The organism is Streptomyces sp. JLYT201 (assembly GCF_059448825.1).
In genome coordinates, this window is record NZ_CM182551.1 from 2505993 (window position 1) to 2524348 (window position 18356).

The 18356-nt window shown below is 72.6% G+C and carries 14 protein-coding genes and 1 pseudogene; 7 read left to right on the plus strand and 8 right to left on the minus strand.

What is annotated here, in order from left to right:
• Positions 1-217: 217 nt before the first annotated feature.
• A complete protein-coding gene (locus tag AC5WAM_RS09940) occupies positions 218-802 on the plus strand; it encodes a hypothetical protein (RefSeq protein ID WP_366791979.1) in 585 nt (194 codons plus the stop codon).
• On the opposite strand, the gene AC5WAM_RS09945 is transcribed toward AC5WAM_RS09940, so the two are convergent.
• Positions 694-1398 carry a TetR/AcrR family transcriptional regulator gene (locus AC5WAM_RS09945; protein ID WP_495522353.1) on the minus strand — a complete coding sequence of 235 codons (705 nt, stop codon included), beginning with the start codon at positions 1396-1398 and terminating at the stop codon, positions 694-696. The two genes, AC5WAM_RS09940 and AC5WAM_RS09945, sit on opposite strands and share 109 nt — an antisense overlap.
• A gap of 135 nt (positions 1399-1533) precedes the next feature.
• Between AC5WAM_RS09945 and AC5WAM_RS09950 the strand changes: the two genes are divergently transcribed.
• Positions 1534-2853: an MFS transporter gene (locus AC5WAM_RS09950; protein ID WP_495522354.1), complete on the plus strand. Its 1320-nt coding sequence runs from the start codon at positions 1534-1536 to the stop codon at positions 2851-2853.
• 12 nt (positions 2854-2865) lie between these two features.
• On the opposite strand, the gene gcl is transcribed toward AC5WAM_RS09950, so the two are convergent.
• Entirely contained in the window at positions 2866-4644 is a 1779-nt protein-coding gene (gene gcl / locus AC5WAM_RS09955; protein ID WP_495523548.1) for a glyoxylate carboligase, read from the minus strand.
• A 319-nt stretch (positions 4645-4963) separates the two neighbouring features.
• Here gcl and AC5WAM_RS09960 point away from each other — a divergent pair, with 319 nt between their 5' ends.
• Positions 4964-5701: a hypothetical protein gene (locus AC5WAM_RS09960; RefSeq protein WP_495522355.1), complete on the plus strand. Its 738-nt coding sequence runs from the start codon at positions 4964-4966 to the stop codon at positions 5699-5701.
• Between the two features lie 167 nt (positions 5702-5868).
• Here the strand turns inward: AC5WAM_RS09960 and AC5WAM_RS09965 are convergent, their stop codons facing one another.
• Both AC5WAM_RS09965 and AC5WAM_RS09970 read right to left on the minus strand, forming a co-directional pair.
• Complete coding sequence (locus tag AC5WAM_RS09965) at positions 5869-7431, minus strand: AMP-binding protein (RefSeq protein ID WP_495523549.1); 1563 nt, start codon at positions 7429-7431, stop codon at positions 5869-5871.
• A gap of 89 nt (positions 7432-7520) precedes the next feature.
• On the minus strand, positions 7521-9302 hold the full coding sequence (locus tag AC5WAM_RS09970; protein ID WP_495523550.1) for an AMP-binding protein: 1782 nt from the start codon (positions 9300-9302) through the stop codon (positions 7521-7523).
• 151 nt (positions 9303-9453) lie between these two features.
• Here AC5WAM_RS09970 and AC5WAM_RS09975 point away from each other — a divergent pair, with 151 nt between their 5' ends.
• Entirely contained in the window at positions 9454-10293 is an 840-nt protein-coding gene (locus AC5WAM_RS09975) for a helix-turn-helix transcriptional regulator (RefSeq protein WP_495522356.1), read from the plus strand.
• A gap of 42 nt (positions 10294-10335) precedes the next feature.
• Here the strand turns inward: AC5WAM_RS09975 and dmpI are convergent, their stop codons facing one another.
• The 3 genes from dmpI to AC5WAM_RS09990 form a co-directional block, all read right to left on the minus strand.
• Entirely contained in the window at positions 10336-10518 is a 183-nt protein-coding gene (dmpI, locus tag AC5WAM_RS09980; RefSeq protein ID WP_495522357.1) for a 4-oxalocrotonate tautomerase DmpI, read from the minus strand.
• Between the two features lie 239 nt (positions 10519-10757).
• Positions 10758-11651 (minus strand): LysR family transcriptional regulator, encoded by an 894-nt coding sequence (locus AC5WAM_RS09985; RefSeq protein WP_495522358.1) that lies wholly within the window; start codon positions 11649-11651, stop codon positions 10758-10760.
• 44 nt (positions 11652-11695) lie between these two features.
• Complete coding sequence (locus AC5WAM_RS09990; protein ID WP_495522359.1) at positions 11696-12817, minus strand: winged helix DNA-binding domain-containing protein; 1122 nt, start codon at positions 12815-12817, stop codon at positions 11696-11698.
• 619 nt (positions 12818-13436) lie between these two features.
• Here AC5WAM_RS09990 and AC5WAM_RS09995 point away from each other — a divergent pair.
• A complete protein-coding gene (locus AC5WAM_RS09995) occupies positions 13437-14609 on the plus strand; it encodes a magnesium and cobalt transport protein CorA (protein ID WP_495522360.1) in 1173 nt (390 codons plus the stop codon).
• Between the two features lie 1117 nt (positions 14610-15726).
• On the opposite strand, the gene AC5WAM_RS10000 is transcribed toward AC5WAM_RS09995, so the two are convergent.
• On the minus strand, positions 15727-15936 hold the full coding sequence (locus AC5WAM_RS10000) for an integrase (RefSeq protein ID WP_495522361.1): 210 nt from the start codon (positions 15934-15936) through the stop codon (positions 15727-15729).
• Between the two features lie 186 nt (positions 15937-16122).
• On the opposite strand from AC5WAM_RS10000, the pseudogene AC5WAM_RS10005 reads away from it, so the two are divergent.
• Positions 16123-16653, plus strand: a pseudogene (locus AC5WAM_RS10005) (NUDIX domain-containing protein); the annotation flags it as partial.
• Between the two features lie 152 nt (positions 16654-16805).
• Positions 16806-18323 carry an HNH endonuclease gene (locus tag AC5WAM_RS10010; protein WP_495522362.1) on the plus strand — a complete coding sequence of 506 codons (1518 nt, stop codon included), beginning with the start codon at positions 16806-16808 and terminating at the stop codon, positions 18321-18323.
• Positions 18324-18356 lie beyond the last annotated feature (33 nt).

Here is an 18356-nt window from a genome sequence, read left to right on the forward strand (position 1 = left end):
GCCCCGGCCGCCCCTTCGACCAGAGGAGGAGCGGCCGGGGACCGTCGCCCGGCCGTCGCGGTCCCGGCCACCACGTCGCTTCGAGCCCGTCCGGCACATGAGGACGAGCCGCGCAGCGGCCGTACACCCTGGCGCCGAACCGCCTCCGCCGTGCGGCGGAGGCGGTTCGGCTCGTGCGGTGACGATCTCCGCGGCGCCGCGCGGAAGGCTCATGGGCATGACGACGACCGCAGTCCCCGTACCCCGCTGGGCCGAGCGCGTGGCCCACCTCATCCCGCTCGTCCTGCTCCCCCAGTGCCTGTGGCGACTCCCCTTCGCCTTCGGCTTCGACATGGGCACCGGCACGGGCTCCCTCGGCAGCCTGTGGATCTCCGTGCCGTACGTCTTCGGCCTGAGCCTGCTCACCGAGGCGCTCGCGCTGCTGTCCTTCGGCCTGATCCGAGGCTGGGGCGAAGTGGCGCCGGCCTGGGTGCCGCTGGTCGGCGGACGGCGGCTGCACCCGGCGGTGGCCCTGGTCCCGGCGACGCTCGGCGGCCTCGGCGCGACCCTGCTGTTCGGGCCTTTCACGCTCGGCGCCCTCGGCATCGGCTTCGGCTTCGACCCGGGCGACAACGCGGCCTGGGACCTGCTGTTCCGGATCTGCGTCCTGCCCGTGGGCCTGTGGGGGCCGCTGGTCCTGGCGCTCACCGCGCACTACGCGCTGCGCCGCCGGGCGGCGAGGCCTTCCGTGAACACCTCCACGGCGAAGGCGAACCGCGTGTCCGCCGAGTCGGGCGCGAGCTCCGCGACCGCCGCCAGGTGAGGCAGCGCGTCGTCCGCATCGGTACGGAGCCACGGCGGCGGGTGCGCCTGGAGGTCCTCCGGGTCCAGATGGGCCGGGGGACGGTCCCGCGGCGCGTCCTCGAACTCCACGAAGCCGACGACCAGGCGCACGGTCTCCATGCAGGCGCGGTAGGCGTCCGCCGGGGTGAGTCCGACGGCCGCGTAGAAGCCGATGAGCGCGTCCACGTTGCGCAGCATCACGGGATGGCCGGCCATCGTCACGTTCTCGCTGAGGGCGAGCGTGGTCATGCCGGGGTGCCGGCGGTAGTGGGCGCGCAGGTCCGCGCAGAAGGCGCCCAGGCTGGCGCGCCAGGCGCCGGGGGCCGGGTCCAGGCGGGGCGGCCGCCAGCCCGCCTGGAAGATCCCGGCGGCGACCACGACCAGGTCCCGCCGGTCGTCCACGTAGTTGTACAGGGCGCGGGCGGACACCCCGAGCTCGGCGGCGAGCGAGCGCATGGTGAGCGCAGCGGCGCCGTGCTCCCCCAGATAGGCGAGCGCGGCCTCCCCCACCGACTCCCGGGTCAGGGTGGCCCGGCCCTTGCGGTGGGTGGGCCTGCGCCGCGTCGTTCCGCTCATCCCCCGAGGCTAACGGAGGCGCGTGGGCCGCTGGAGACGCGGCCCGCGCACTGAACTTCACACCTGTTGACTTTAAGCGTCACACCCGCCAGGGTGAGGGCGCCTAAGGGTTGCCTCACCTTGCTTGGAGTCTCGATGCCCCGTCTCTCCGGCCTCGCCATGGACCTGGGACCGCTGCGCGAAAGCCGCGACTTCCGGCTGCTCTACGCCGGTTTCCTCGGGGCGATGACCGGCACCCTGATGACCTCGGTGGCCGTCGCGGTGCAGGTGTACGACCTGACCGGCTCGTCCCTCCACATCGGCCTGGTGAGCCTGGCGCGGGCGCTTCCCGTGGTCGTCGGCGTCCTCGTCGGCGGGGTCCTGGCCGACCGGTTCGACCGCCGGACACTGATGATCGTCACGCGGCTGCCGCTGGTCCTGGTGGCCGCCGCGCTCGCGGCCAACGCGCTCGCTCCGCAGCCCCGGCTCTGGGTGATCTACGCGGCCACCGCCGCGACCGGGCTCCTCGCGGGCCTCGGCGGACCCGCGATGCTGGCCGCGGTCCCGGCCCTCGCGGGCACCGAACGCCTCGCCGCGGCGGGCGCCCTGCTCTCCGGCTCCACCCAGCTCGCCGCGCTCGGCGGACCCGCCGTCGGCGGCGCGCTCATCGCCGGGCCCGGACTCGCCGCGTGCTACGCGGTGGACGCGGCCGGATTCCTGGTGTTCACGGCGGCGCTGTTCTTCGTCGCACCGCTGCCCGTGCCGTCGGCTCCCGCCGCCGGGGGCAAGGGCGTGCGGCAGGCGTTCGGCTCGCTCGCCGAGGGCCTGCGCTTCGTGCGGCGCCACCGCGCGATCCTCGGCCTGCTCCTCATCGACGCCGCGGCGATGGTCTTCACGATGCCGCAGGCCCTGTACCCGGCCCTGGCCGACGAGCGGTTCGGCGGCGGGCCCGCGGCCGTCGGACTCCTGTACGCGGCGCCCGCGTTCGGCGCGCTCGTCGGCGCGGCCACCAGCGGCTGGACGGCCCGCGCGGGCGGGCACGCGCTGATCGGCGCCGTCCTGCTGTGGGGCGCCGCGCTGACCGGCGTGGGGCTCAGCGCCTGGCTGCCGCTCGCGCTCGTGCTGCTCGCGCTCGCCGGATTCGGCGACCTGATCTCCGAGACGCTGCGCTCGGCGCTGCTCCAGCACGGCACGCCCGACGGGCTCCGGGGCCGCGTCAGCAGCCTGTGGATGGCCCAGGCCACGGTGTCGCCCGCGCTCGGCAACGCCGCGGTCGGCCTCCTCGCGGAACTCACCGGGCCCGCCGCCGCGGTGACGGTGGGCGGCCTGGTCTGCGTGGCGGCCACGCTCGCGGTGGCGGCGGCGTTCCCGTCGCTGCGGGGCGCGCGGCTCGGGACCGCGGCCGCCGCGCCGGAGCCGAACTCCGGTGCGGCGGCCGCGCGTTCCGCCCGGGGGGACGCGGACGTCACACCGTGAGCGCGGGGCGCGTCAGGCCTTGAACGTCTTGATCGCGCTCGGGACGTGCCAGGCCTCGGTGGCGACCTCCTCGAACTCGGTCACGTCGCTGATGTCGGCCGTACGGCTCATCGAGATGTTCGTGATCCGCTCCAGGATCGCCTCCACCACCACCGGCACCCGGAACTCCTGGGCCAGCTTCTTGGCCTGCTCGAAGGCCGCCCCGAGCTCGCTGGGGTCGGTCACCCGGATCGCCTTGCAGCCGAGGCCCTCGGCGACCTTGACGTGGTCGACGCCGTAGACGCCGAGCTCCGGGGAGTTGACGTTCTCGAACTCCAGGTTGACCTGGAAGTTGATGTCCAGGCCCAGCTGGGCCTGCCGGATCAGCCCCAGATAGGAGTTGTTCACGAGGACGTGGACGTACGGGATGCGGTGCTGGGCGCCGACCGCGAGCTCCTCGATGAGGAACTGGAAGTCGTAGTCGCCGGAGAGCGCGACGACCTGGCCCTCCGGGTCGGCCTTCGCGACGCCGAGCGCGGCGGGGATGGTCCAGCCGAGCGGGCCCGCCTGGCCGCAGTTGATCCAGTGTCGGGGCTTGTAGACGTGCAGAATCTGCGCGCCCGCGATCTGGGAGAGGCCGATCGTGGAGACGTACCGGGTCTCGGGGCCGAAGGCCTTGTTCATCTCCTCGTACACGCGCTGCGGCTTGATCGGGACGTCGTCGAAGTGGGTGCGGCGCAGGAGCGTGGCCTTGCGCTCCTGCCCGGCGGCGATCCAGTCGGTGCGGTCGGGCAGCCCGCCCGCCGCCTTCAGTTCGCGCGCGACCTCGACGAAGAGCGCGAGGGCGGCCTTGGCGTCGGAGGCGATGCCGTAGTCGGGGGCGAAGATCTTGCCGATCTGGGTGGGCTCGATGTCGACGTGCACGAACGTGCGGCCCTCGCGGTACACGTCCAGCTTGTAGCCGGTGTGGCGGTTGGCCCAGCGGTTGCCGATGCCGAGGACGAAGTCCGACTCCAGGAAGGTGGCGTTGCCGTAGCGGTGCGAGGTCTGCAGGCCCACCATGCCCGCGTTGAGCTCGTGGTCGTCCGGGATGGCGCCCCAGCCCATGAGGGTGGGGATCACCGGAGTGCCCGTCAGCTCGGCGAACTCGACCAGGAGGTCGCAGGCGTCGGCGTTGATGATGCCGCCGCCCGCGACGATCAGCGGCCGCTGCGACTCCAGGAGGAAGCCGATGGCCTTCTCGATCTGGGCGCGGGTCGCGACGGGCTTGTAGACGGGCAGCGGCGCGTACGTCTCCGGGTCGAACTCGATCTCGGTGAGCTGGACGTCGATGGGCAGGTCGATCAGGACGGGCCCGGGCCGCCCCGAGCGCATCAGGTGGAACGCCTGCTGGAAGACGCCGGGGACCTGGGCGGCCTCCAGGACCGTCACGGCCATCTTCGTCACCGGCTTCGCGATGGAGGCGATGTCGACGGCCTGGAAGTCCTCTTTGTGGATCACGCCGGTGGGCGCCTGGCCCGTGATGCACAGGATCGGGATCGAGTCACCGATGGCCGAGTACAGGCCGGTGATCATGTCGGTGCCCGCCGGGCCCGACGTGCCGATGCAGACGCCGATGTTGCCGGGCTTCGTCCGGGTGTAGCCCTCGGCCATGTGCGAGGCGCCCTCCACGTGGCGGGCGAGCGTGTGGTCGATGCCACCGCCCTCCCGCAGCGCCTTGTAGAAGGGGTTGATCGCGGCACCCGGCACGCCGAAGGCGGCGGTGACGCCCTCGCGCTTGAGGATCTCAACTGCCGCGCGGGCGGCGGTCATACGAGCCATGGGGTTCTCCTGCTCCAGCTGGCGGATTCGGGCTCCCGTCGCGCCCCGCGGTGAGCTGTGAATTCCGGTCCTGCGGTGGGGCGGCCTCGCGGCCGCGGGCTGGTCTTTCACATTGCGGAATTTAGATTCTGTTATGTGGAAGCAATGTAGGACGGGGCAGCCGGACCGTCAAGGGAGTGCCGGTCCCGGAGCGGCCCGGAGCGGCCCGGAGCTCAAAATCGCGTATCGGGGTAGTTGCGTTCCGTAAGACCATGGGCCCAGGCTGATGCGGCCACGGGTGACGGGTGACGAGAGGGAGGCGGTGAGGGAGATGACGACGGACGGGGTCCCGGTGCACTGCCCGGTGTGCCGTCACGAGCAGGCCTACGCTCCCCCCGCGTTCCCCTGTTCCTGCGGCGCGCCCGTCGTCCCGCCGGTCGCGTACGGCGCCGCCGCCACCCCCGTCACCGAGCGGAGCTGGGCGGACGACTGGGTGACCGTGCGGTGCCGGGCCTGCGGGCGCGCGGCGGACTGGCCCCAGCCCGAAGTCGGCTGCGCCTGCGGGGCCGTGCTGCGGATCCCGGTCCTCACGGAGGCCGTCTCACCGGCCGGGCCCGACCTCGCTCCGCCCCAGCCGCCGCTGTCCGCGGCCCCGCCCGCACCCCGGCCCGCGCCCCGGCCCGCGTTCCGGCCCGTCCCGGTGCGCAGCGCGCGCGACGCCGTGACCACGGCCGCGCTGTATCTGCGCTGGCTCGGCTACGCGGACGTGCGGGACGCCGAGCCCGGCTCCGGCGGCCGCGCCCCGTCCGGGGCGCGGCTCACCGCGCGGGGCGTCCTCGCGCACGTCGAGCCGTCGGCGCGGCCCGCGTGCCTGCGCGACCTGGAGTGCGCGTGGCTCACCGCGCTCACCCACGAGGTCACGTGCGTGTGCTTCGCCCTGTCCGACTTCACGCCCGAGGCCTGCGAGCGCGCCGCGGAGCTCGGCGTGCCGCTGTTCCGCATCGAGCTGGACGGGGTGCCCGTGGCGCTGAACGGGGCGGCGGACGAGCTGGCCGCCCGCGGAACGTAGGCCCTTCCAGGGCAGCGGGCACGGAGGTTTTCGCCCTGCGGGCTCGTCCTCAAGCGCCGGACGGGCTTGGCACACCCCCTCGGCCCAGTCACCGGTCGGCCGAGGCCACCGCCGTCCACGCCCTGCGGGCTCATCCTCAAGCGCCGGACGGGCTTCCCTCTTCCTCGTCAGCCGAAGCGCTCGCGCAGTTCCACCTTCCGGACCTTGCCCGACACCGTCATCGGGAAGGCGTCCAGGATCCGGAGGCCCGCGGGGACCTTGTAGTGGGCGAGGCGGCCCTCGCAGAAGGCCCGTACCTCGTCGAGGGTCAGTTCTTCCACGCCCTCGTGGAGGATCACGCAGGCCAGGGGCACCTCGCCGTAGCGCTCGTCCGGCACCCCGACCACCTGGACGTCCGCGATCTTCGGGTGGGCGTGCAGGAACTCCTCGATCTCGCGCGGGTAGACGTTCTCGCCGCCGCGGATGACCATGTCCTTGATGCGGCCCACGATCCGGACGTACCCGTCGTCCCGCATGACCGCGAGGTCGCCCGTGTGCATCCAGCGCCCCGAGTCGATGACGTCGGCGGTGCGCTCGGGCTCGCGCCAGTAGCCGAGCATCACGCTGTAGCCGCGGGTGCACAGCTCGCCCGAGCTGCCGCGCGGCAGGGTGACGCCGGTGACCGGGTCGACGACCTTGACCTCGATGTGCGGCAGGACGCGCCCGACGGTGGCGGTGCGCCGCTCCAGGTCGTCGTCCCCGCGGGTCTGCGTGGACACGGGCGAGGTCTCGGTCATGCCGTAGCAGATGGAGACCTGCTCCATGTGCATCTCGGCGACGACCCGCTTCATGACCTCGACGGGGCACGGCGACCCGGCCATGATCCCGGTCCTGAGCGACGACAGGTCGTACGTGGCGAAGTCGGCGAGGTTCAGCTCCGCGATGAACATCGTCGGCACGCCGTACAGGGACGTGCACCGCTCGCGCTCGACGGCGTGCAGGGTGGAGACCGGGTCGAAGGACGGCGCGGGGATGACGACGCACGCCCCGTGCGAGGTCGCCGCGAGGTTGCCCATGACCATGCCGAAGCAGTGGTAGAAGGGCACCGGCACGCAGATGCGGTCCTGCTCGCTGTAGCCGAGGGTGCGGCCCACCCAGTAGCCGTTGTTGAGGATGTTGTGGTGGGAGAGGGTGGCCCCCTTGGGAAAACCCGTGGTACCCGACGTGTACTGGATGTTCACCGGGTCGTCGCAGGTCAACCCGGCCTCGCGGGCGGCGAGTTCCGCGGGCGTGACCGCGTCGGCGGCGGCGAGCAGGTCGTCCCACGAGCCGTCCGCGACGTAGACGACCCGGCGCAGGTCCGGACACTCCTGGCGGACCTGCTCGACCATCGCGCGGTAGTCGCTGCTCTTGTGCGTCTGCGAGGCGACGAGCAGACCGATGCCCGCCTGCTTCAGGACGTACGCCAACTCGTGGGAGCGGTAGGCCGGGTTGATGTTCACCATGATGGCGCCCACGCGCGCGCTCGCGTACTGGACGAGGACCCACTCGGCGCAGTTCACCGCCCAGATCCCGACCCGGTCGCCCTGCGCGACCCCGGCCCCCATCAGGGCCCGCGCGAGGCGCTCGACGGCCGCGCCGAACTCGGCGTACGTCCAGCGCGCCCCGGACGGCACGTCGACGAGCGCCTCCCGGTCGGGCCAGGCGGCGACGGCCCGGTCGAGGTTCTGCCCGATGGTGTCGCCGAGCAGCGGGACGGAGCTGGTGCCGTGCGCGTACGACGGCTCGTGCGCGGGCGGCGCCTCGACGGCTCCCGCGGCGCCGCCCGCGGCGGAGGCGCTCACCGGAAGTCCTCCTCGCGGTACTCGGCGTCGGACCCCTGGGCCGTGGCCTCGCGCAGCTCGATGCGGCGGATCTTGCCGGACACCGTCTTGGGCAGCGCGCCGAACTCCAGGCGGCGCAGGCGCTTGTAGGGCGCGAGGACCGCGCGCGAGTGTGCGAAGAGCGCCTTGGCGGTGTCGGGCCCCGGCGCGTAGCCCTCGGCGAGCACCACGTACGCCTTCGGCACGGCGAGGCGCACCGGGTCGGGCGCGGGCACGACGGCGGCCTCCGCGACCGCCTCGTGTTCGAGCAGCGCGCTCTCCAGCTCGAAGGGCGAGATCTTGTAGTCGGAGGCCTTGAAGACGTCGTCGGAGCGGCCCACGTACGTCAGATAGCCCTCGGCGTCGCGCGCGCCGATGTCACCCGTGCGGTAGAAGCCGCCCGCCATGGCCTCGGCGGTGCGCTCCGGGTCGCCGTGGTAGCCCGTCATCAGGCCCACCGGCGCGGCGGACAGGTCGAGCGCGACCTCGCCCTCCTCCGCCCCCGGCTCGCCGGTCACCGGGTCGAGCAGCACGACGCGAAAGCCTGGCGTGGGGCGCCCCATGGAGCCGGGCTTGAGGCGCTGGCCGGGCGTGTTGGCGACCTGTACGGCGGTCTCCGTCTGGCCGAAGCCGTCGCGGATGGTCACCCCCCAGTCGCTCCGCACCCGCTCGATGACCTCGGGGTTCAGCGGCTCGCCCGCGGCCACGACCTCGCGCGGCGGGGTCTTGAGCTGGGTCAGGTCGGCCTGGATGAGCATCCGCCACACGGTGGGCGGGGCGCAGAAGCTGGTGACGCCCGCGCGGTCCATCTCGCGCATCAGTCGGCCTGCGTCGAAGCGCGTGTAGTTGTGGATGAAGACGGTCGCCTCCGCGTTCCACGGCGCGAACAGGTTCGACCAGGCGTGCTTGGCCCAGCCGGGCGAGGAGATGTTCAGATGCACGTCGCCGGGTTTCAGCCCGATCCAGTACATCGTCGCCAAGTGCCCGACCGGGTACGACACATGGGTGTGCTCGACGAGCTTGGGACGGGCGGTGGTGCCGGAGGTGAAGTAGAGCATCAGCGGGTCGGTGGCGAGGGTGACGCCGTCCGGGGTGAAGGCGTCGGGAGCGGTGTCGACGCCGTCGTACGAGATCCAGACGGGGGCGGCGGGCCCTGCGGGCGCGGTGGCCGTGGCGGGCGCGGGCGCCCCGGCCGGTGTGGCCGCCCCGGTGGGCGTGGCCGCCCCGGCAGGTGTGGCCGCCCCGGCGCCGACCACGATCCGGGTGTACTCCCCCGGCACGTCCGCGAACTTGGCGGTGTCCTCGGCCCGCACCACCACGTGCCGGGCCCGGCCGCGCTCGATCCGGTCGCGCAGGTCCGCCGGGCCGAGCAGCGGCGTCGCCGGGATGACCACGGCGCGCAGCTTCATCGCGGCGAGCGCGACCTCCCACAGCTCGACCTGGTTGCCGAGCATGACGACGAGGCGGTCCCCGGCGGTGACGCCGAGCCCGCGCAGCCAGTTGGCGGCCCGCGCGGAGCGCCGCGCCAGCTCGGCGAAGGTCAGCCGGGCCTCGGAGCCGTCCTCCTCGACGATGTGCAGCGCCGTGCGGTCGTTGCCGTCGGCGATGACGTCGAACCAGTCGAGCGCCCAGTTGAACCGCTCCGGGCGCGGCCAGGCGAAGCCCTCGTACGCGGCCGCGTAGTCCTCGCGGTGGCGCAGCAGAAAGTCCCGGGCCGCCCGGAACGTCTCCGTGGCGCCTCCCGTCTCCGTCACCGTCATCGGCATGCCCCGCTCTCCCTAGGTCCCCGCCGTCCACACGGCCGGCGCGCGGCCGTTCCCCGGCCGACTCCGCATCCGTACCATCGTGGAGTTCGTGATGTGGGTCTCACTACCCCCGGACGGGGGTGCGGTGCGGTGAAAGGGCGGGCGCGTGACGGCTGCGGGCGCGGGTGAGGCGGGGGACGTACGGGCCGCGCTGGTGCGGCTGCGGCGCACCACCGGGCTTCCGGTGGCGTTCGGCGGGCTCACCGACACGCCCCCGGCCGCCGTCCCGCAGCTGCGGATCGCGGAGCTCAGCGGCACCGGCACGCACGTCCTGCGCGGCCTCGGCATCCGCCTGGGCAACGGCCTCGGCGGCAAGGCCCTCGCCCTGGCCCGGCCGTGCGCCGTCACCGACTACAGCTCCTCGCGGCACATCAGCCACGAGTACGACGCCGCCGTCGAGGCCGAGGGCCTGCGCTCGGTGCTCGCGGTGCCGCTCGTGGTGCGCCGCCGGGTGCGCGGCCTGCTGTACGGCGCCCTGCGCACGGCGCAGCCGCTGGGGGACCGCGCGCTGGCCGCGGCCGTGGCCGCCGCGCGCGACGTCGAACAGGCCCTCGTGGTGCGCGACGAGGCCCGCGCCCTGGTGGCGGCGGCGCGGGACACGGCGGCCGGGCCCGGCCCGGCCGCCTGGGAGCGGGTGCGGGAGGCGCACGGCGCCCTCCGTGCGCTGGCCGCGCGCACCTGCGACCTCGCCCTGCGCCGCGAGCTCCTCGCGGTCTGCGCCACGCTGACCTCCGCGGGCGACTGTCCCGTCGTCGCCCTGACCCCGCGCGAACTCGACGTCCTGACCTGCGTGGCCCTGGGCACCACCAACGCCACGGCCGCGGAGCGCCTGGGCCTTCGCCCCGAGACGGTGAAGGCCTATCTGCGCTCGGCCATGCGCAAGCTGGGCGTCCACACGCGGTGGGAGGCGGTGGTGGCGGCACGGCGGGCGGGGCTGCTGCCGTAGCGCCCACCGCCCCGCCGGGCCCCGAGGGGCGCGGCCCCGGGCCTACTTGTCGGCGGTGAGCTTGCCCGCCGCGCCCCAGCTGTCCGCCCCGTACTCCTCGATCCACACCGTGACGGTCTCCGCCGGGATCGCGTACGCGTCCACGAACGCGTCCGTGATCCGCCGCACCAGCTCCCGCTTGAGCACGACGTCCCGGGGGCCCTGCTGAACGGTGACGGTAGGCATGCTGAACTCCCTTGTGTACGGCCGGAGTTACCGGCCCGGTGATCCGATCTCTCGGTGTCCCCTGCGGGACGACACCAGTTCAGCCCACCGGCGCGCCGCGACCAAGGAGCAGTCCGCGATCGCGGCGATCACGAACCGAGATCGTCGGCCGCGACCGGCGGCATCGGCCGTGACCGGGGTCGCCGGCCGTGACCGGGACCGTCGGCCACGAGCGGGACCACCGGCCGCGCCCGGAATCGTCAGCCCTCGCCGGGATCGCGGGCCGCAGCCGCGCACGCCGCGAGGAACCCGTCCAGCGCGGCCGCGCCCCGCCGTGCCCCGTCCGGGACCGCGAGCCCCGTCTCCAGGGCGAGCTCCGCCGCGAACGGCACGAAGGCCACCCGAGGACCGCGCAGCAGCCGTGCGTGCGACGCGTACACGACGGTCCACAGCGGCGCGGCCCCCGCGCCGATCGTCGCGAGGATGTCCTGGAGCGAGCCGCCGGCCGGCCCGCGCACCGGGGTGAACCCGGCCCGGTGACAGGCGCCGACGACGAGGTCGACCAGGGCCGGGTTGGCCCGGCGCGCGGTGAGCGCGAGGGGCACCTCCGCCAGGTCGGCCAGGGCGGCCTCGGGGCGCGCGGCCACCGGGTGCCCCGCCGGTACGACCGCCACCAAGGGGTCGCGCCACAGCGGCACGACCCGCACCCCGGGCACGGGTTCGGCGGCCCGGACGAAAGCCGCGTCGAGGCGCCCGTCCGCGACCCGCGCGAGCCGCTCCCCCGCGTCGGCCGACACCAGCTCGACCGGTACCCCGGGCGCCCGCTCGGCGAAGTGGGCGAGCACGCGCTCCAGGTGTTCGCCGAGCCCCGTGCAGGTGCCGAGCCGCAGGCCGGGCGGGCGCGCGCCGACCGCGGCCCGCGCCCGCTCGGCGGCGGCGAGGACGGCCCGCGCCTCGGGCAGCAGCCGCTCCCCCGCGGCGGTGAGCCGCACCTGGCGCGGTGCGCGGTCGAACAGCTCGGCCCCGAGCTCCCGCTCCAGGCGCCGCACTTGCTGGCTCACCGCCGACTGCACGATGTGCAGCCGCTCCGCGGCCCGCCCGAAGTGCAGTTCCTCGGCGACCGCCACGAAGTAGCCCAGCTGCCGCAGTTCCATGCCGGAGACCCTACGCAGCGACGCCGCCCGCCCGGACCCCGGGCTCAGCCGTCGACCACGGCCCCGAACCGCACGTCGTACGAGGACGCCCCTTCGGCGAGCACCCGCGCCGTCCGGACCGCCTCGTCCTCGACGTCCGCGCGCTGCGCCTTCGTCAGCGCCCCGAACGGCTCGACGACGACGGTGACCGGCCCGCCGACGGCCTCGTCGAGACGCCACACCCCCGCGAGCGACCCGTCCACCAGAAAGGTGCGGAAGGGCTGGTTGACCTTCCAAGTGCGGGCCTTGTACCCGTCGGGGTCGACGCGGGAGCGGTCGGCGTGGGACAGCAGGAGGTTGTCGTACTCGGGCAGGAAGCGCGGGGGCGCCGGGGTGTCCGGGTCCGGCCGGGGTGCGTCCGGCAGGTCGAAGAGTTCGACGCCGTTCTCGTCGCGGAACGTCCGCAGTCCGGGCCGCAGCCGCTCGAAGGCGTCCCGCAGCCGCGTCAGCCCCATCCAGGCCTGCATGTCCCGTACGGAGGCGGGCCCGAAGGCGGCGAGGTAGCGCGGCACGACGGCGTCGGGCGCCACCCCCTGGACGAGCGGGCGGCCCAGCCAGTGCTCGGCCGTGGTCAGCGCGACCCGGCCGCTGCGCCGCCACAGGCCGCGCGGGGTGACCTGGACCAGCGGCAGGAGGGCGCGGGCGGCGATCCCGAGCGACGGCGGGTCGGCCTGCGGCCAGTGGCGGGCCAGCTCGGCGCGGAGCTGGGCGGGGGTGCGCGGCTCGTCCTCGACGTACGCGCGGGCGAGCGCGGCGAGCCGGTCCAGGTCGACGCCGCCGAGCCCCGCGCGGAACGTCCGCAGCTCGCGGTCCAGCGCGGCCTGCGTCAGCGGGCGCAGCAGGAGCAGGTCGTCGGCGGTGAGGGTGTGCACGGTCGAGCGCATGGTGACGGCCCGCACGGCCGCGCGCTCGCCCATCAGGCCCGAGAGCTCCTCGGGGGCGAAGCCGTCGAGGCGGGCGGCGAGCGCGGCGTACGGCGGTCTCACGTTCTGCGCCTGGAGGCCCACGAGGTGCGTGAGGGCGTCCGCGGCGGACATCCGCCCCCGGCACAGCAGAAGCTGCCGGGCGAGGGTGGCACGGTTCAGCGCGCGGCGGCTCAGCACCGGGGCCGAGGGGGTCTTCGTCATGGTCGCACGCTAGCGGGGGTTGCGGACGGGTTTGGTCCGCGAGGGGGTGGGGGGTTGCCGGGGCGGGAGTGCGCCTGGGCCGGGGCGGAGGTGGGCCAGCGCCAGGGCCAGGGGCGGGGGCGGGCTGGCGCCGAGGGCAGAGGCGGGGGCGGGCTGGCGCCGAGGGCAGAGGCGGGGGCGGGCTGGCGCCGGGGGCAGGGCCAGGGGCGGGCTGGCGCCGGGGCAGGGGCACACCACTGCCTGAGCGGCGATGCACCAGGACTGGAGCGGCGGTGCGTCTCGGCCGACACGGGGCGGGGCGGCGCGCCGGGGCCCGGGACGGCCGCACACCACGGCCGCAGCGGCAGCGCGCCACAACCTGGGGCGGGAGCGTGCCACACCCCGGGGCGGGGATGGAGCACAGCCCAGGGCGGTGATGGAGCACAGCGCGGAGCGGCGGCGCACCACGCCCCGGGAGGCCCGCACCCACGGCCCGGAACGGCGGCCCGGAAGGCGGCCCGCCAAGGCCCGGGGCGGCCGCGCACCGGCGTCACACTCGCGTCATCTGCCGCATATATCCTGCTCAGGGTCCTCGCGGCCGCAGGCGTGAGGACCGTATCGGCGACAGGAAGGGCTACCGGTGACCCCGGAGCGACGACGAGCACACCGCCCACAGTCGACCCGCAAGCACTCCTGGCGGCGCGCGACGGAGCGCCGCACGCCCGAGCGGCCCGCGACACCACCGGCCGCCGACCCGCCCCGCCGCCGACCCGAGCACACCGCGCCCCAGGCACCGAGCGTGGTGGAGGCCGCCCTCTACCGCGACGGCGTCCGCGTGTCCTCGCCCACCACGCTCGCCGAGACCTACCGCGAGCTGCGCACCCGCCCCGACGGCATGGCGTGGATCGGCCTCGCCCGCCCCACGGAGGCCGAACTTCTCTCCCTGGCCGCCGAGTTCGACCTGCACGAGCTCGCCGTGGAAGACGCCATGGAGGCCCACCAGCGACCGAAGCTGGAGCGGTACGGCGACACCCTCTTCGTCGTCCTAAGGGCCGCCCGCTACCTCGACGCCCCCGAAGAGGTCGACTTCGGCGAGCTGCACGTCTTCGTGGGCCCCGACTTCCTCATCACCGTCCGGCACGGCGCCGCCCCCGACCTGTCCGCCGTGCGCCACCGCATGGAGGACGACCCCGAACTCCTGCGCCTGGGCCCGGAGGCCGTCCTGTACGCCATCCTGGACGCGGTGGTCGACGGCTACGCGCCGGTCGTCGCGGGCGTCCAGAACGACATCGACGAGATCGAGACCGAGGTCTTCAGCGGCGCCCCCGAGGTCTCCCGGCGCATCTACGAACTCGCCCGGGAAATGGTCGAGTTCCAACGCGCCACCCGCCCCCTGGTCGGCATGCTCCACGCCCTCATGGCGGGCTTCGCCAAGTACGGCACCGACGAGGAACTCCAGCGCTACCTCCGCGACGTCGCCGACCACGTCACCCACACCAGCGAACGAGTGGACGGCTTCCGCCAGGCCCTGGCAGACATCCTCACGGTGAACGCCACCCTGGTCACCCAACAACAGAACGCAGAAATGCGAGCCCTGGCCGAAGCAGGCTTCGAACAGAACGAGGAGATCAAGAAGATCTCCTCCTGGGCCGCCATCCTCTTCGCCCCCACCCTGGTCGGCACCATCTACGGCATGAACTTCGACACCATGCCCGAACTGAGCTGGACCTTCGGCTACCCCTTCGCAATCGGCCTGATGGGTGTGGTGTGCGTGAGCCTGTACTTCATCTTCAAGCGGCGGGACTGGCTGTAGATGCCAAGCCAGACCACATGATCAACTTCGTGCCCGCGAATACCAATGAGAGCCCGTCTTGAAGCCCGGGGGAGAATCTAGGGAGAATGCGCGGCCTTGGGGAGCGGGCCATCAGCCTCCTCACCCACTTCCCGCACCTGCGGTACGACGCGGCTCCACCGAGCACCATCAGCAAATGTCACTGAGCATGACCTAACGGGCACTGCAGACGTCTGCGCGCAGCACGGTTCGCCCTCTCCGTCAGGAGGGCCGCACTTCCCGTCCAACAGCCGCAGTGACAGCTCGATGGTGAACGAGTCGGGTGCGTACGACCTTTCGCCTCCCATGTGAGGCACTCCTCGACGTCATCAGGACACACCCCTCCGTCGACGATGGCGGACACCGCGAGGCCGCGGTCCATACATGAGGGGGCCCGTCCACCCGACCGATGGTCCGGCCCTCTGCCCGAGTCGACAGCCGCCTCAGCCGCCGACACACGAGTAGCGAGTGGGGGGCGTTACCTTCGCCGACGTCGGTCGGAGCCGAACCCAACACCGGGTGGACGCAGTGCCTGCCCCACCCGTGCCCTTCAGGCCGGTGAACAGCGGTCACCGTAGGTCTCAGAGTTCAGCCGATCCACAGGACGACTGGTTCCTCCGCAGGTATCAGTCGACCCGTCTCCCCAGAGCGTCGCCACTCGTAGTGCGCTATGGCAGTGCCACCGTCCGGCAGCCAATGACCTGTTACCCGAGCGCGCACGACATGCTTCCTGATTTCCAAGATCGATGCAGCCAACCGACCGTAGACGTGAAGCGTCGCACGAAGTTCCCCCTGCGACCCAAGAGGTTCACGAAGCGGCGGCACTAACAACTCCGCCGATCTCCAGAACCATCTATCGTCTCCGGACCCGTGCTTCACCTGGGCCCGAAACTCAACCGTCGGTTCGAACCACGTCTGCTCAACGGCAGCACCGTGCATCCCTCTACCAACCATGGCGGGAGGCTAACGCGCCACGGTCCAAGGAACGGCTTCGGCAAAGGTCTCCTCATACAAAGCGCCGTTCCCCCGCCTTCAGCAGACGCGGTGACGCCTCAAACTTCACCCGGCGGCTCGTCACAGGGCCCGTACATCTGTTTTCTCAGGCGCTGGCGAGGCTGTCCGGCACGTATTCGGGAACCAAACCGAGCAGTGCGTCGACAGCCGTACGCCCCCTGCCACCAGCCTCCGGCATGAAGTGCGCGTAGTGGTCAAGTGTGATCGTCGGGCTGGAGTGGCCGAGCCAGCGGGCCAGCGTGGCGACGGATTCGCCCGCTTCGAGGATGACCGAGGCGAGGGTGTGCCGGAGCACGTCGAATCCGTCCTTGCGGGATGCCTTCCAGCGCTGCCCCTTCTCCAGCGTCGGGATGACCCTGGCCGTGGCGAGAGCTGGCTGCTAGACCTCGTGCAGTGCGCTCGACACTTGCGGTCTAGCAGCGCCGGGGAGTTCCTGGCTCCGCCGAACTCAGCCGCCGCGCACGCGAGGTACTCGCCTAACATGCCCAACACCCCGGCCGACGACGGGACCACCGTGGCGCAGTCGGCTGCTGACGACCAGCCGAAAGCCCTCAAGCCAGCCTTCGAGTCCAGGACCTTGCTGGTCGCCACCGTCATCGTCCATGACAAGGCCACCAACAGGGTCGCCCTCCTCCAGCGCAGCCAGGACGCCAAGTTCGCAAAGGGCATGGGAGACCTGCCGGTTGGCAAGAGCAAGCCCGGTGGGCCCATCACCGAGACCGCGGGCCGCGATCTGTACGAGGAGACCGGCCTGACCGTGAAGCCGGAGTCCCTGAAAGTAGCCCACATCATCCACGGCGCGTGGGGCGTCGAAGCGCCCAACAGCTTCCTCACGGTCGTCTTCGCCGCTCACGAGTGGACCGGCGAGCCCGGGAACCGCGAACCCCGCAAGCACGCCCGAGTCAGCTGGGTCGATGTCGACGCCATCCCCGAAGACTTAGTCAACACCACCGGCAGCGCTCTTCACCGCTATCTCACCGATGGGCCGCACGTGTCCCTCGACGGATGGCGCCGCGTAGGGGGAAGTCCACCCCGGCCTCGACATCGCGGTCCAACGTCTGCTGGTCGCGTAGGGGTGCCTGGGTCGGCCGGTCTCAAGGCCCTGAAGCACGGCACTATTACCGAAGCCGGGTACGAAGCCAGCCACATGAGGAGAAGAGTGCGATGACCGATGGAGTCACCCTGTACGGCCCTATCGGGAAGCTCGCCCGTGAGCTGAGCCCGTCGGACGCCCTGGGAGCGGAAGAGGTCTACGCCGCGACCATCGCACTGTGGTCGACAGCCATCGCGCCCAGCTTGGAAATCCAGTCGTATCTGCCCGGGCTACGGCCGCCACTCGTCTGGACGGCGTTTGTCGGCGACAGCACGTCTCCCGCTGCCCCACTTGAGCGAACCGTGGTGGAAGCTCTGCGGATCAACGACAGATACGCATTCATCGAAGGAGGATACGGCGTCGCTCGCGTGACGGAGCTCTTCCAGGCCGTGGACGCCGCACGCCGGAATGCCACCGCGGCTTCCATGCTGCCGAGCACGTGGCTGAACGGATCACCGTTCCACTGGACGACAGGCGGTAAGTGCCGACTTCAGGACGATCTCGACTGCGCGCTCCGGGTGGCGTGGGACGGCAGCAACTTCCTGGGAGGGAGGCCGCTGAGGCAAAAGCGGCGCCCGGGCCAGGAGGAACTCGATCGTGTACCGCCCATGGTGGGTGTCCTGTGGGGTGTCTCGAAGACCGCCTGGACCCAGCGGCCGCAGATGCCCGGCGGCGACGCCTTCTACTCGCGCTTCCTTCCCTTCAAGGTCCGAAGGACTGATCCGTTCCCGTTGGGCGGGCCGGAAGATCCACCCGCAGCGCTGACCGATGCATACGCCTGGGCCGTCGGCAGCCCACGCCGGGTGGAGTTGAGCGGCGCCGCGGCAGAGAAGTGGCACGCGGTCAGGTCCCTGGAGTGGGATCTGGAAGGGGTGCCCGGCCCCCAGCAGGATGCCTTCTCGCTTCGTGTGGGTGAACATACGCTTCGTATCGCGGCAGCACTCGCCGCCGCGGAAGCGTCGACGGTCATCCACCACGGCATGATCGAGGCGGCTTGGACCCTGGTCCGACGCTCCATCCTGGACAGCTGGGAGCTCGACGCGGCGGACACCAGCCGACTGATGGAGCCGTTTGCCAAGGTGGACACAGCGCTGCATGCCGCCGAAGACACAGATGTGTGGTCCGATCCGTCCGTGCGGTCCGACCAGGAGGCGGACACCGAACCGGTCGGAGAGCCGGCGGCCGATGTCCCGGACATGCCGGTCCAACGCAGAACCGCCGTCGTGCAGAGCCAGGACCGGGACACCCGGGTCACCCGCCAGGTCAAGGAGTGGTACGACAGCACCTGCCAGATCTGCGGCACCCGAATCGAACTGCCTGCGCCGCCGTACTCGTACAGCGAGGCCGCCCACATCCAAGCCCTCGGCGCTCCCCACGACGGACCCGACCGGATCGAGAACGTTCTCTGCCTGTGTCCGAACTGCCACATCCAGTTCGACAGAGGCGCTCGGTACCTCACAGACGACCTTCACGTCGTCGACGCCCTCACCGGACACAGTCTCGGACCTCTAAGGATCCACCCGGATCACCGCATCAGACTCACGTATGTGCAGCAGCACAGGGCCCGCTGGAAGCAGCCATCTGCGTGAGCGGACGGCGCCCCACAGGCCCGTTCCTTATGG